Consider the following 13,812-nt stretch of genomic DNA (forward strand, 5'->3'; position numbering starts at 1 on the left):
AGAAGTACCGGTAGCAAGCTGGCGGCAGAACCAGCTCATATTCGATACGATAATTCGCTATGTATAGATACGTTGAAACGATTTCCATCCCTCTTCATATGACTTCATCCGACCAACAGGAGCGGGTGCCGTAATTCCGCCATCCCTATTACTACTAGAATAAAGAGCTTCCGATGCGGGCCGATCATGGTTAATGCTTCATTAAGCGGAGCTTTCTAGAGTCGCATCAAATAACGCATTGATTCCGGACAGGTAATGAAACTTGAGCTAACCAGAGCATTTATCGGTTCGGGCAAGAACATTTCCGGAGCAGTCATTCTTGCGTCAATGATAGCCTTGAGTCCGGTTGCTAACGCTCAGACAATCGCTACGCCACCCGACCAAGCCTCCGTGGAAGCAAAGCGCGCCGAGACTGCCAAAGAACTGCAGGAACTGACAAATCAGATTTCACTTTCGGTAGAAAAAGTAGCATCCCTGGACAAGGAAATCTCGGGTCTCAAGAAAGATCAGACGACGATTACTGCGGCCCTGATCCAGTCGGCCAAGACAGAAAAGAAACTGAGCGAAGACATAAGCAGCTTCACCGACCGATTGACGGGCCTGCGGGAACGCGAAGACGGAGTAAGGTTGGTCTTGCGCCAGCGACGCGGTGCCTTGGCGGAAGTACTGGCTGCATTGCAACGTATGGGTCTCAATCCTCCACCCGCTCTTCTGGTACGTCCTGATGATGCCTTGGCGTCCGTACGCAGTGCAGTATTACTGGGTGCAGTTGTCCCTGAAATGCGCCAACAGACCGAGGTTCTGATCGCCGATCTCAAGGAACTGACCAAAATCAAGACGTCGATCTCCGAAGAACAGGCGCGACTGACGACTGCATTGTCCAGTCAGGCCGAAGAAAAGAAGCGGCTCGATCTTCTGTTGGCTGAAAAGCAGAAATTGCAAACGACATCCGAGGAAACATTGGCTGCTGAAAAGCAGCGAGCCGAGGATCTCGCCAAGCGTGCCACATCGTTGCAGGGTCTGATCGCTTCCATGGAAAAGGATATGGCAGAGGTGCAAAAGGCCGCGAACGAAGCCAGTAGCGAGGAGCAACAGAAACTCGAAGCCAGCCGTAAACGTGCCGACGAATTTGCCGCCAATCAAAACCGCCTCGTTGCGCAGGTAAACTTTGCCTCCCTTCGCGGTCGTCTGGCGATGCCTGCCGCGGGTAAGCTTGTCAAACACTTTGGCGACAATGATGGGTTGGGCGGCGTTCTCCAGGGCGACACATTGGAAACCAATGCCGGAGCGACAATAACTGCACCAACAGATGCGGTTGTCCTTTATGCGGGCGCATTCCGTTCTTATGGTCAACTCTTGATACTTGATGCCGGCAATGGCTATCATGTCGTTTTGGCAGGGATGTCTAGAATCAACGTCTCGCAGAACCAGTTTGTTCTGGCGGGAGAACCGGTCGGTGTAATGAACGAACAACTTATTGCGAGCAGTGCACCTATGCCGATGGGAAATGGAGCTCCAATGCTTTACATTGAGTTCCGAAAAGATACAAAACCTGTTAATCCCGCTCCATGGTGGGCGGATCGGCTTGCTGGAAGGACCGCAAATGATACGTAGACTGTCGCTTCTCATGGCTGGAGCACTGATGGGCGCTACGGCAATGGTCGTCGTGCAGGGTGCTCTGCCCACTACCGCTGCAGAGGCTGCGGGCAACGATACCTATAAGCAGCTATCAATTTTTGGTGATATTTTCGAGCGCGTGCGCGCTCAATACGTCACGCCGCCGGATGACAAGAAGCTTGTCGAGAATGCCATTAACGGCATGCTGACTTCGCTTGATCCGCATTCGTCCTACATGAATGCCGAGCAGGCACAGGACATGCGCGTCCAGACCAAGGGCGAATTCGGTGGTCTTGGTATTGAAGTCACCATGGAAAACGAGCTGGTGAAGGTAATCGCGCCAATCGACGATACACCAGCCGCAAAAGCCGGTGTTCTCGCAGGCGATTACATTTCCAAGATTGATGGCGTTGAGGTTCGTGGACTGACACTGACCGATGCTGTCGACAAGATGCGCGGTGAGATCAATACGCCGATCGAACTGACACTTATTCGTCAGGGCGCGGACAAGCCGATCGTGTTGACCATCGTGCGGAACGTCGTAAAGGTTCAGGCTGTAAAGTCCCGTGTCGAAAATGACATAGGTTATGTGCGCGTAATCTCGTTCACAGAGCAGACATTCGATGATTTGCAGAAAGCCATCAAGGATATCCAGACCAAGATTCCGAAGGACAAGCTAAAGGGCTTTGTTCTCGATCTTCGTCTTAACCCAGGTGGTCTTCTAGATCAGGCAGTGGCCGTTTCGGACGCCTTTCTCGATAAGGGTGAAGTCGTTTCCACGCGTGGCCGCGATCCTCAGGACATTACCCGGTTTGACGCCCGTGCGGGCGATCTGACTGACGGGAAGCCGCTGATCGTTCTGATCAATGGCGGTTCGGCCAGTGCATCCGAGATTGTTGCTGGTGCCCTGCAGGATCATCGCCGTGGTACGATCCTCGGTACGCGTTCATTCGGCAAGGGTTCTGTTCAGACGATTATCCCGCTTGGCGAGAATGGCGCGCTGCGTCTTACAACAGCGCTCTATTACACGCCTGCCGGCAAGTCCATTCAGGGCAAAGGCATCATACCGGATATTACGGTTGAGCAGCCATTGCCTGAAGAGTTGCAAGGCAAGGTTGAGCCAATGAGCGAATCGAGCTTGAAGGGCCACATCAAGGGTGCCCTTGAGGACGCTGACGGTTCCGGCTCCATTCCATATGTTCCGCCGGAACCAAAGGATGACCTGCAGCTCATTCAGGCAATGAAGCTTCTTCGCGGTGAGCAGGCCAATGCGGCATTCCCTGCTGACCCCAAAAAGGGCGTCCCAAACTAATGTGGTACAAGTGGCCGGACTTTCTTTGAATAGTCCGGCCATTTTTCCCACCTCGCGCGGCATTTGCCGCCAGCTCTTCCTCCCTTTTTCCGGCCGACACGCGTGAATTCAGAACTGAACAGGCCGCTGGGGCAAAACAGCAAACGGCCGAACGTCAGAGCGGGCAACAAAATTACAGGGCGATGGATATTGCCCTCGACCGTTGTTGTCGCCATGCTGGTGGCCTCGTCGGTAATTTCATATACGAGCCATCAAGGTTTTAGACGGCCTGTCGCAGTTCCGTCCGCGCCGGTAACAGCTCAAATTGCTGCTCCGGAGCCGATTACTTCGGCCCAGCCGACGCACAGCCAGAATCAGCTACCGGGTAATATTGCCAGCGATACCGCAAGCGGACCGAAGGTCATCGTGGTCGGTGACCCTACAAGACGATCACAAGACCCCCGAACTGCGCACCTGCCGGAGCCGGACTTGCTGGAGCAGTCACCCCAAGGGCCTCTGCCCGTCATCGCACCGGATGGGCGCCGCCCACTTGATGCCTATGCAAGACCATGGTCCGGTGCGCGCGGCGCACGTGTCGCCATTGTCATCGGCGGGCTTGGCCTGTCGCAAACCGGGTCTCAAAACGCCATACGGATTTTGCCGCCCGAAGTGACACTTGCCTTCTCGCCGGAGGGAAACAGCCTTGGCCGCTGGATGCAGGCAGGCAGACAGGAAGGCCACGAGATACTCCTGCAGATACCGCTCGAACCTTTTGATTATCCGCGGGTCAACCCTGGCCGCAACACGCTTACCGTGAATGCAAATCCGGCAACTACGATTGAAAACCTGCATAAGACCATGGGACGCATCACCAACTATACTGGCGTGATGAATTATATGGGCGCTCGCTTCACCTCGGAGATTGCTGCAATGACGCCGCTCATGCAGGAGATTACGCGCCGCGGGCTGCTCTATCTTGATGATGGTACCTCGGCGCGCAGTCAGGCCGATGCAATCGCCAGTCAGCAAGGCACTCCCTATGCAGCAGGCGATCTTATGATCGACGCAACGCAAGAACGCGGTAGCATTCTGAAAAAGCTCGACGAACTGGAGCGTATTGCCCGTGCCAAAGGTACGGCAATCGCGACCGGCTCGGCATTCGATGTGACTGTCGAGGCGGTCACCTCCTGGGCTAATGAAGCCAAGGCACGCGGAATAGAAATCGTCCCTATATCAGCGCTTGTCCGCGACCCTCAGAAGGGCTAGCACCCTCCAACAATACGTACCGGAGCATTCTCATGAGCAAGAACAAGAAGCCTGTAGATCCGCAGTCCCTGCCTTATCGGCCTTGTGTCGGCATCATGGTGCTTAACAAGGATGGACTTGTATGGGCCGGGCATCGCATCGTCATTCCCAATGATGAAATGGATGGACAGACGCAGCTTTGGCAAATGCCGCAGGGTGGCATCGATGCGGGAGAGAATCCTGAACCGGCTGCGCTGCGTGAACTTTACGAAGAAACCGGCATGAAGTCGGTATCCCTGCTCGCCGAAGCGCCAAACTGGATCAACTATGATCTGCCCCCACATCTCATGGGCGTTGCGCTCAAGGGCAAATATCGTGGCCAAACGCAAAAGTGGTTTGCTTATCGCTTTGAAGGTAATGAAAGCGAGATCGCGATCAATCCTCCTCCGGGCGGCCACACACCCGAATTCGACGAGTGGGCCTGGAAACCGATGGAACAATTGCCCGAGCTGATTGTACCGTTCAAGCGCGCCGTCTACGAAGAGGTTGTCGCCGCCTTCAGGCATTTGGTGGCACAAGGCAGCAGCTCATGAATTCGAAAGCGAGATATCAAACTCGATAATTGCTTTGGCGCAGGCCAAAGGCTCCATCTGGAACAGGAAATGCGGAGCATCAATGCCGTGAACGACAGTCTGCGGCGCGATACGTCCAATATGCTTTGCTGCACTGGAAGGAATTAACCTGTCTGCCAAAGCCTGCAGATAAAGTACTGGCTGCTCTACCTCGAACTGACTCTGTATAAGGTCGACATTGAGTGCTTCCTTCGCCCGGATTTTTAGTACCTCTGGCTGCACTCCTTTGAGCACTTCTTTCACTCCTTGTCGAAGCTCCTCAGTTGCCCTGCCACCCATAAGCAGGAAGTTAAGTACTGCGAACGGTATAAGTTGCCGGGGTGCCCACTCAACCAACTTGTCCATCAAGCCCTTGACCGGAAAATCAAGCCGGGCAAACGAAGCACCCAAAACAACAGCCTTTAAAGAAGGAAAATTCTGCGACGCCAGTCGTATGGCTAACGGTCCGGAAAACGATTCTCCAATCAAGATGTATTCATCCCTTGGCAACCGCTCCTGCACATACGACATCAGTTCGTCATACGTTTTCGGCTTATCAACTGGATAGGCGATGACATCAACTGTAAAATGGCTTCGCAAATGTTCGGCAAACTCTACGAGAAGTCGCCCTGTTCCATCCAGTCCCGGCAAAATAACAATGCGTCGCCGATCACTCATCTCTTACGCGCGCATAAACCGGGCTGATCTTTTATCATGTGAGATAAATCCGATTGAGACCCAAAATAAAAAAGCGGGCAGAGCCCGCTTCATCATTGTCGTTCAGTTAAGAATATTCAAGCGGCCTTGATGGCTTCCTGCAATGTCGTCAACTGGCCTAGCAGATCTTCGGCGCGGGACTTTTCTTCGCGCGTTGTCGCATCTTCGAAGTCTTCCTTCGCGTCCTTGATGCGGTTCTGCAATTCATCAGCCTTTATATCGGTGACGTGTACCGCCGATTCAGCGAGGAGAATGCAGCCATCTGGCGTCACATCAACGAAGCCGCCGAAAACAACATAGCTGTCTGGCTTGCCGTCAGGTGTCTTTACCGTAACAACGCCCGGCTTGATCGTTGCCATCAATGGAGCGTGATGCGCCAGCACAGTCATGTAACCTTCCGTGCCCGGAACAACGACTTCAATGACCTGCTCCGAGAGAAGCAGGCGTTCTGGCGAGACGAGTTCAAACTGGAAGGCTTCAGCCATGATATCCACTCAATTCCTGTGATCGTGACCTGATCAGTTCAAGCAATTGCAAAACGCGGGAACAGGTTTCCCAATAGAAATTGCCAAGTTAGACAGAAAAGGGCGGGCCGTAGCCCGCCATCATTTCCGGAATTAGGCTGCTTCTGCTGCCAAACGCTGTGCCTTTTCGATTGCCTCATCGATCGAGCCAACCATGTAGAATGCTGCTTCCGGCAGGTGATCGTAGTCACCGTTGCAAAGACCCTTGAAGCCCTTGATGGTGTCAGCAAGATCAACGAGTTTGCCCGGCGAGCCGGTGAAGATTTCAGCAACGAAGAACGGCTGCGACAGGAAGCGTTCGATCTTGCGGGCACGTGCCACAGCGATCTTGTCTTCTTCTGAAAGCTCGTCCATGCCAAGAATGGCGATGATGTCCTGCAGCGACTTGTAGCGCTGAAGAATTGACTGTACCTGACGGGCAATCTGGTAGTGCTCTTCACCAACGATCAGCGGGTCAAGCATGCGCGATGTTGAATCGAGCGGATCCACAGCCGGGTAAATACCCTTCTCGGAAATCGCACGGTTCAAGTTGGTCGTCGCATCAAGATGCGCGAACGATGTCGCAGGAGCCGGATCGGTCAAATCGTCGGCGGGCACGTAAATCGCCTGAACCGAAGTGATCGAACCCTTGTGGGTCGTGGTGATGCGTTCCTGCATCTGGCCCATGTCGGTTGCCAGCGTTGGCTGATAACCCACAGCAGAAGGAATACGGCCAAGCAGAGCCGACAATTCCGAACCAGCCTGCGTGAAGCGGAAAATGTTGTCCACGAAGAACAGAACGTCCTGGCCTTCATCGCGGAAATGTTCAGCAACTGTCAGACCCGACAGAGCAACACGGGCACGGGCCCCTGGTGGCTCGTTCATCTGGCCGTAAACGAGTGCAGCCTTGGAACCTTCTCCGCCGCCTTCCTTGTTCACGCCGGACTCGATCATTTCGTGATAGAGATCGTTGCCTTCGCGAGTACGTTCACCCACACCGGCAAATACAGAGTAACCACCATGCGCCTTGGCGACGTTGTTGATCAATTCCATGATCAGAACGGTCTTGCCAACGCCGGCACCCCCGAACAGACCAATCTTACCGCCGCGTGCATAAGGCGCGAGAAGATCGATAACCTTGATGCCCGTTACCAGAATCTGCGCTTCTGTCGACTGCTCGACATACTCGGGAGCTGGCTGATGGATCGCGCGGGTCAATGTCGTCTTGATCGGGCCGGCTTCGTCAACCGGCTCACCAATAACGTTCATGATGCGGCCGAGAGTTTCCGGTCCAACCGGAACCTGAATTGCCGAACCTGTATCGTAAACAACCTGACCGCGAACCAGACCTTCGGTCGAGTCCATGGCAATTGTACGAACAGTATTTTCACCGAGATGCTGGGCAACTTCCAGAACAAGGCGGTTGCCGAGGTTGTCGGTTTCCAGAGCGTTGAGAATCTTTGGCAGAACACCACCATCGAAAGCCACGTCGACAACAGCGCCGATGACCTGGCTGACACGCCCGACAACGCCGGTTGCCTTCAGCGCAGTCTTCGGTGTTGAAGATGCCTTGGCTGATTTCGCTGCTGGAGCCTTTGCCGCAGCTGCCTTCGGTGCTGACGCCTTGGCGGCAGGTGCAGCCTTGGCTTCAGCTTTTGGCGCTGCTTTAACAGCTGCCGCTTTTACGGCTGCTGGCTTGGCTGCCGGAGCAGCCTTGGCAGCTGCTGCCTTTGGTGCAGCTGCTTTTGCGGCTGCGGGTGTTTTCGGGGTCGCTGCTTTTGCCATCGATCCTTACCTTCGCGATTAGAGCGCTTCCGCGCCCGAAATGATTTCAATCAGTTCTTTGGTGATCTGGGCCTGACGCTGGCGGTTGTACGACATTGTCAGCTTGTTGATCATGTCACCGGCGTTACGGGTTGCATTGTCCATGGCGGACATGCGCGCACCCTGTTCCGATGCCGCGTTTTCAAGGAGAGCGCGGAAAACCTGGACGGAAATATTGCGCGGGATCAAATCGCCGAGAATGGCAGCCGGATCCGGCTCATATTCATAAACTGCATCACCTGCTGTTTCCGGCTCGGCATCGCCAATGGCGCTGGCCGGGATCAGCTGCTGTGCAGTCGGAATCTGCGAAATTACAGACTTGAACTCGGAGTAGAACAATGTGGCGACATCGAAAGCGCCTTCATTGTAAAGTCCGATGATCTTGTGACCGATCTCGTCAGCATTGGTAAACCCAACCTGCTTTACTTCGCGCAGATTGACGTGATCGATAATTAGCTTGCCAAGATCACGGCGCAGAATATCCGCACCCTTCTTGCCGACGGTGATGATTTTCACTGTCTTGCCATCTGCGAGCAGCCGACGCGTATGTTCACGGGCCAAACGCGCAATCTGTGAATTGAAGCCGCCGCAAAGACCGCGTTCGGAAGTGCACACGATCAACAGATGCACGTCGTCCTTGCCGGTTCCGCTCATCAGTACAGGCGCATCGTCACCATCCACATTGGAAGCGATGTTCGCCAGAACTGCAGCCATGCGCTGCGAGTAAGGGCGTGCGGCTTCCGCAGCTTCCTGTGCACGACGCAGCTTCGCCGCAGCGACCATCTGCATCGCTTTGGTGATTTTCTGCGTCGCCTTGACCGAGGCGATCCGGTTTCTCAGATCCTTTAACGAAGGCATCCGTTCATCCCGTCAGTGTTAAGCGAAAGACTTGGCAAAGGCATCGACTGCTGCCTTCAGCTTGCCCTTGGTGTCATCGCTGATCTGCTTTTCCTTGGCGATTGTGCTCAGAACATCTTTGTGTTCCGTGCGTAGCCAGGTCAGCAGACCCTGCTCGAACTTGCCAACCTGATTGACGGCCAGCTTGTCGAGATATCCGTTAACACCAGCGAAAATCACGGCAACCTGTTCTTCCGTCTTGAGCGGCGAGAACTGTGGCTGCTTCAAGAGTTCAGTCAAACGTGCACCGCGGTTAAGCAGACGCTGCGTCGAGGCATCAAGATCGGAACCGAACTGGGCAAAGGCAGCCATTTCGCGATACTGCGAAAGCTCACCCTTGATCGAACCGGCAACCTGCTTCATCGCCTTGATCTGCGCAGCAGAACCAACGCGGGAAACCGAAAGACCGACGTTAACAGCCGGGCGGATACCCTGATAGAACAGGTTGGTTTCGAGGAAGATCTGGCCATCGGTGATCGAGATCACGTTGGTTGGAATATAGGCAGATACGTCGTTTGCCTGTGTCTCGATGACTGGAAGGGCGGTCAGCGAACCGGCGCCATTTTCGTCATTGAGCTTTGCAGAGCGTTCCAGCAAACGGGAATGCAGATAGAAAACGTCGCCAGGATAAGCTTCACGGCCCGGAGGACGGCGCAGCAGCAGGGACATCTGGCGGTAAGCAACGGCCTGCTTGGAAAGATCGTCATAAGCGATCAAAGCATGCATGCCGTTATCACGGAAATATTCGCCCATTGCACAACCGGCGAATGGTGCCAGATACTGCATAGGAGCTGGATCGGACGCAGTTGCCGCAACGATGATCGAGTATTCAAGCGCACCGCGCTCTTCAAGGATCTTCACGAACTGGGCAACAGTCGAACGCTTCTGGCCGATAGCGACATAAACGCAATACAGCTTCTGGTTCTCGTCACCGGCATCGTGTGCTGGCTTCTGGTTAAGGAACGTGTCGAGAATGATCGCTGTCTTGCCGGTCTGACGATCGCCGATAACCAGCTCGCGCTGTCCACGGCCGACCGGGATCAGAGCATCGATAGCCTTGAGGCCTGTCGACATTGGCTCGTGCACAGACTTGCGGGGGATAATGCCCGGAGCCTTGACGTCAACGCGCGAGCGCTGGGTTGCCTTGATCGGGCCCTTGCCGTCGATTGGGTTGCCAAGAGCATCCACAACGCGGCCAAGCAATTCCTTGCCGACTGGAACGTCAACGATGGCGCCTGTGCGCTTGACCGTATCACCTTCTTTAATGTCGCGGTCGGAACCGAAAATAACGACACCGACATTGTCGCTTTCAAGGTTCAGGGCCATGCCGCGGGTTCCGTCAGGGAACTCCACCATTTCACCGGCCTGAACATTGTCCAGACCGTAAACGCGGGCAATACCGTCACCGACGGACAGAACCTGACCAACCTCGGAGACTTCTGCCTCCTGGCCGAAATTCTTGATTTGATCTTTAAGGATTGCGGAAATTTCCGCGGCGCGGATGTCCATCAGCCGACCTCTTTCAGTGCAAGCTTAAGCGAAGAAAGTTTTGTGCGAAGCGAAGTGTCGATCTGGCGGGACCCCAACTTGACGATGAGACCTCCAAGGATCGACGGATCAATGGTGACATTGATTGTCACGTCCTTGCCGGCGACGCTTTTCAGCGTGGCCTTCAATTCTGTCTGTTGCGCTGCTGTCAAGGCATGCGCGGAAGTAACATCTGCCGAAACCTCACCGCGATGAGCGGTAGCGATCTGGCGGAATGACTGGATCATTGCAGGCACCGAGAAAAGGCGCCGGTTCTGCGCCACGAGACGCAGGAAATTATTGACGAGACCGCCAATCTTGGCCTTGGTCAGGATGGCGGAAATCGCCTTTACCTGATCACCGGAAGAAAAAACCGGGCTGACGATCAGACGCTTCAATTCGGGACTGCCATCGATGAGAGCCTCGAACCTGCCGAGATCTTTCTCTACCTGTGCGACGGATTTTGCCTCCAGCGCGAGGTCAAATAATGAACCCGCATAGCGCTGGGCAACACCGGAAATGAGCGACGAAGTTTCTGCCACGAACGACAAGCTCTCTGCGTTTTGGCCAAAAATCGGGCGACCTGAACGAATTTCGGGTCAAATCTTTGGCATTATTGATTTTTTTAACCTCAGAACATGACCCGGAGGCCATCCCTGACGAGATTTGATTGCCGTCTAGCATAGGAATACCGGACTCGCAACACGGGAATCCCGTAAAATGGGCATCAGAATTGCTTCAACTCTGGATAATCATGAGTAAGCCATTCCACTAATGACGTTTTACGCTAGGCGATAAAGCCGAAAGCAAAGAGCAAAGGACCGGCCGCCAGCGCCAGTTCGATAATGACCATCACCCAATTATAGATCGTATTGCCGCGATCCGACATCATGGAGATCAGGCGGCCAAAAAGCGTGAGTCCCCAGGAAACGCCAAGCGCGATCCACAAAAAGGGCTGTGAGAAAATCAGAGCGGATAGGCCAAGCCCGAGATAAAATCCGGCAAGAGGGCCACGAACTGCCGCAAGCGCTTCCGGATGCGCAGGTACAGTCTGAAGCCGCAAAACCTTTAAGGCGATACGCGGCGCAAAAAACAGGATGATACCGAACGCCACGGTAATGGCCGCAGACAACCAGGCCATCCATTCCCCCTGACTTGCCGGCCAGTAAAGTTCCATCTCAATCCCCTTCCCCCAAACAGCTGATTCAACACTTATAGCGTCCTTTTATAACGCCGACTCAAAACTTGTCATGGGGTGGCGAAAATGGTGACTTTGAACCACGGAGCGGCATATACTTTTGGGTACATGAGCACCGGAGTGCAGAAAAGCGCCATTTGCAGCCCGTCATGGCAGTTTTTGTTTATAGGAAGCTTTGCGGATCGATATCAACCTGCACCCTTATTGATCCCCGCTCTTTTGGGCCTGCGCTAAGCATGGCGCGAATGAAGCCCTGAATATCCGCCTTGCGCGTACCGTGAATAAGCAGCCGGAAACGGTGGCGACCGCGTACCAGCGCCAAGGGTGCTTCCGCCGGGCCAAGAACATTGATCTGCTGTGACGTTGGCGCGCCGCGGCGCAAAGCACGCGCATGGCCCTCGGCCTCCGGGCGGGTTGCGGCGGAAATGATCAACGCGCCCAATCTTCCAAACGGCGGGAGACCGGAACGTTCGCGCTCTTCAATTTCCCTATCATAGAAAGCTTGGGCATCGCCGGAGACAATGGCACGCATGACCGGATGATCCGGCTGATAAGTCTGGAGAAGGCCGGTGCTTTTCTTGCCGGTTCGCCCAGCGCGCCCCGTTACCTGATTGAGCAATTGGAAAGTGCGCTCTGCAGCACGCGGATCGCCATTGGCCAGACCAAGATCGGCATCAACCACGCCAACCAACGTCATGTTGGGGAAGTTGTGCCCCTTGGCCACAAGCTGCGTGCCGATCACGATATCGGCCTCACCCCGTGCAATTGCATCAAGTTCCAGCCGCAATCGCTTTACACCCATGAGGTCGGAGGATAGCACGATGATCCGCGCTTCCGGAAAGGTCTTTTCGGCTTCTTCCGCAATGCGCTCCACACCCGGGCCGCATGCGACCAGATGATCGAGTGTACCGCAGGAAGGACAGGCATCCGGTTTCGGTTCGTGATGGCCGCATTGATGGCAGACGAGTTGTCCGCGAAATCTGTGCTCAACCAGCCAGCTGGAGCAGCAGGGACACTGGAAGCGATGGCCGCAAACCCTGCAAAGGGTCAAAGGTGCATAACCGCGCCTGTTGAGGAAAAGCAGCGACTGCTCTTTGCGCTCCAGAGTCTGGTTCACTGCTTCCACAAGTGCGGGCGAGAGAAATCCGCCGGGGCGTGGCGGCGATTTCCGCATATCTATCGCGCGCAGATTGGGCATGGCCGCTTCGGCATAGCGGCCGGTCAGGCGGATGCGGGTATATTTACCCTGTATCGCATTGACCTGACTTTCAATCGAAGGCGTCGCCGATGCAAGGATCACCGGAAAATTGCCGATATGTCCGCGCACCACGGCCATGTCGCGTGCATTGTAAAATACCCGGTCTTCCTGCTTGTAGGCAGCGTCATGTTCTTCATCGACGACGATCAGGCCCAGATCATTGAACGGCAGAAACAGGGCCGAGCGCGCTCCAGCCACAACCCGCACCTGTCCCTCCATGACCTGCCGCCAGACACGCTCGCGGGTTTTTGGCGCAAGATCCGAATGCCACTCCGCCGGCTTGGTCCCGAACCGGTCATGAAACCGTTCAAGAAATTGCTGGGTCAGCGCGATTTCAGGCAGCAGGATCAGTACCTGCTTTCCCTGCTCGATCGCTTTGGCGACGGCCTCGAAATAAACCTCCGTCTTGCCGGAGCCGGTTACACCGTCAAGCAACGCAACCGAAAATCCTTCATTCGATACTGCTTCCACTAATTGAGCTGCAGCATCAGCCTGATCGCCTGAGAGAACCGCCTTTGCATATTCAACATCAGGCGCAGCCACGATCGGGCGCGGCGGGATCATCACCTGCTCGAAAACACCGGCCGTATGAAGCCCGTCAATCACCGTTGCTGATACACCGGCAGCATGGGCAAGGCCTGTCCGCGTCCACGCCATGCCATCTTCCGCAAGCTCGAGAACGCGAGCGCGGGCGCCGGTCATTCGCTCGGGCTCCTTGCCGGAAAAGCGCAAGCCAGGCACATGCGGCTCCGGATCGAATGCCGCTGGAACCCGTAGCACCATGCGCGCCACCATCCCCGGCGGCGAGATCGTATAATCGGCAGCCCAGCGCATGAAACGCATCATGCCCCCATCGACGGGCGGGCAATCAAAAAGCTGCGAAATGGGACGTAGCTTCTTGGCCGCGACATCATTGGTCACATCGCTCGTGACAATACCCGCGACTTCCCGTGGGCCAAGCGGCACCCTCACGATGGAACCGGGTTTTACGTCCATTCCTTCCGGCACGGCATAGCTATAGGGCCGCTCAGCCGGCATTGGCACGAGCACCGGAACTATTTTTTGCGGGCTGGACGAATCTTCACTCATATGTGCGTGACCTTGACGCGGCTTTGGTCTAAAGA

At 55.0% G+C, this 13,812-nt stretch carries 12 protein-coding genes; 4 read left to right on the forward strand and 8 right to left on the reverse strand.

Going from position 1 to position 13,812, the window contains the following annotated elements:
- Nucleotides 1–255 precede the first annotated feature (255 nt).
- The 4 genes from ABKW30_RS02015 (at nt 256) to ABKW30_RS02030 (ending at nt 4,746) form a co-directional block, all read left to right on the forward strand.
- A complete protein-coding gene (locus ABKW30_RS02015) occupies nt 256–1,614 on the forward strand; it encodes a murein hydrolase activator EnvC (RefSeq protein ID WP_348596351.1) in 1,359 nt (452 codons plus the stop codon).
- Nucleotides 1,604–2,929 carry a S41 family peptidase gene (locus ABKW30_RS02020; RefSeq protein ID WP_348596352.1) on the forward strand — a complete coding sequence of 442 codons (1,326 nt, stop codon included), beginning with the start codon at nt 1,604–1,606 and terminating at the stop codon, nt 2,927–2,929. The genes ABKW30_RS02015 and ABKW30_RS02020 overlap by 11 nt, the downstream gene beginning before the upstream one ends.
- A gap of 189 nt (nt 2,930–3,118) precedes the next feature.
- Entirely contained in the window at nt 3,119–4,174 is a 1,056-nt protein-coding gene (locus tag ABKW30_RS02025; RefSeq protein ID WP_348596353.1) for a divergent polysaccharide deacetylase family protein, read from the forward strand.
- 32 nt (nt 4,175–4,206) lie between these two features.
- Nucleotides 4,207–4,746, forward strand: a complete 540-nt coding sequence (locus tag ABKW30_RS02030) for an RNA pyrophosphohydrolase (protein WP_348596354.1) — start codon at nt 4,207–4,209, stop codon at nt 4,744–4,746.
- Here ABKW30_RS02030 and ABKW30_RS02035 read toward each other — a convergent pair.
- The 8 genes from ABKW30_RS02035 to ABKW30_RS02070 all read right to left on the reverse strand — a co-directional run bounded on the left by ABKW30_RS02035 (nt 4,741) and on the right by ABKW30_RS02070 (nt 13,777).
- Nucleotides 4,741–5,442, reverse strand: a complete 702-nt coding sequence (locus ABKW30_RS02035; RefSeq protein WP_348596355.1) for a hypothetical protein — start codon at nt 5,440–5,442, stop codon at nt 4,741–4,743. The genes ABKW30_RS02030 and ABKW30_RS02035 overlap by 6 nt on opposite strands.
- A gap of 116 nt (nt 5,443–5,558) precedes the next feature.
- Nucleotides 5,559–5,966 carry a F0F1 ATP synthase subunit epsilon gene (locus tag ABKW30_RS02040; RefSeq protein WP_115054341.1) on the reverse strand — a complete coding sequence of 136 codons (408 nt, stop codon included), beginning with the start codon at nt 5,964–5,966 and terminating at the stop codon, nt 5,559–5,561.
- Between the two features lie 132 nt (nt 5,967–6,098).
- The gene (gene atpD, locus ABKW30_RS02045) at nt 6,099–7,769 is read right to left on the reverse strand and encodes a F0F1 ATP synthase subunit beta (protein WP_348596356.1); all 1,671 of its coding nucleotides are present in this window, start codon (nt 7,767–7,769) and stop codon (nt 6,099–6,101) included.
- Between the two features lie 18 nt (nt 7,770–7,787).
- Nucleotides 7,788–8,666 carry a F0F1 ATP synthase subunit gamma gene (locus tag ABKW30_RS02050; protein WP_348596357.1) on the reverse strand — a complete coding sequence of 293 codons (879 nt, stop codon included), beginning with the start codon at nt 8,664–8,666 and terminating at the stop codon, nt 7,788–7,790.
- Between the two features lie 18 nt (nt 8,667–8,684).
- Nucleotides 8,685–10,214 carry a F0F1 ATP synthase subunit alpha gene (gene atpA, locus ABKW30_RS02055; RefSeq protein ID WP_348596358.1) on the reverse strand — a complete coding sequence of 510 codons (1,530 nt, stop codon included), beginning with the start codon at nt 10,212–10,214 and terminating at the stop codon, nt 8,685–8,687.
- Nucleotides 10,214–10,774 (reverse strand): F0F1 ATP synthase subunit delta, encoded by a 561-nt coding sequence (locus ABKW30_RS02060; protein ID WP_008121995.1) that lies wholly within the window; start codon nt 10,772–10,774, stop codon nt 10,214–10,216. The genes atpA and ABKW30_RS02060 overlap by 1 nt, the downstream gene beginning before the upstream one ends.
- 245 nt (nt 10,775–11,019) lie before the next feature.
- On the reverse strand, nt 11,020–11,409 hold the full coding sequence (locus ABKW30_RS02065; RefSeq protein ID WP_348596359.1) for a DUF4345 family protein: 390 nt from the start codon (nt 11,407–11,409) through the stop codon (nt 11,020–11,022).
- Between the two features lie 184 nt (nt 11,410–11,593).
- Nucleotides 11,594–13,777 (reverse strand): primosomal protein N', encoded by a 2,184-nt coding sequence (locus ABKW30_RS02070; protein WP_348596360.1) that lies wholly within the window; start codon nt 13,775–13,777, stop codon nt 11,594–11,596.
- Nucleotides 13,778–13,812: the final 35 nt, after the last annotated feature.

Source organism: Phyllobacterium sp. SB3 (assembly GCF_040009165.1).
In the GTDB taxonomy this organism is placed as follows: domain Bacteria; phylum Pseudomonadota; class Alphaproteobacteria; order Rhizobiales; family Rhizobiaceae; genus Phyllobacterium.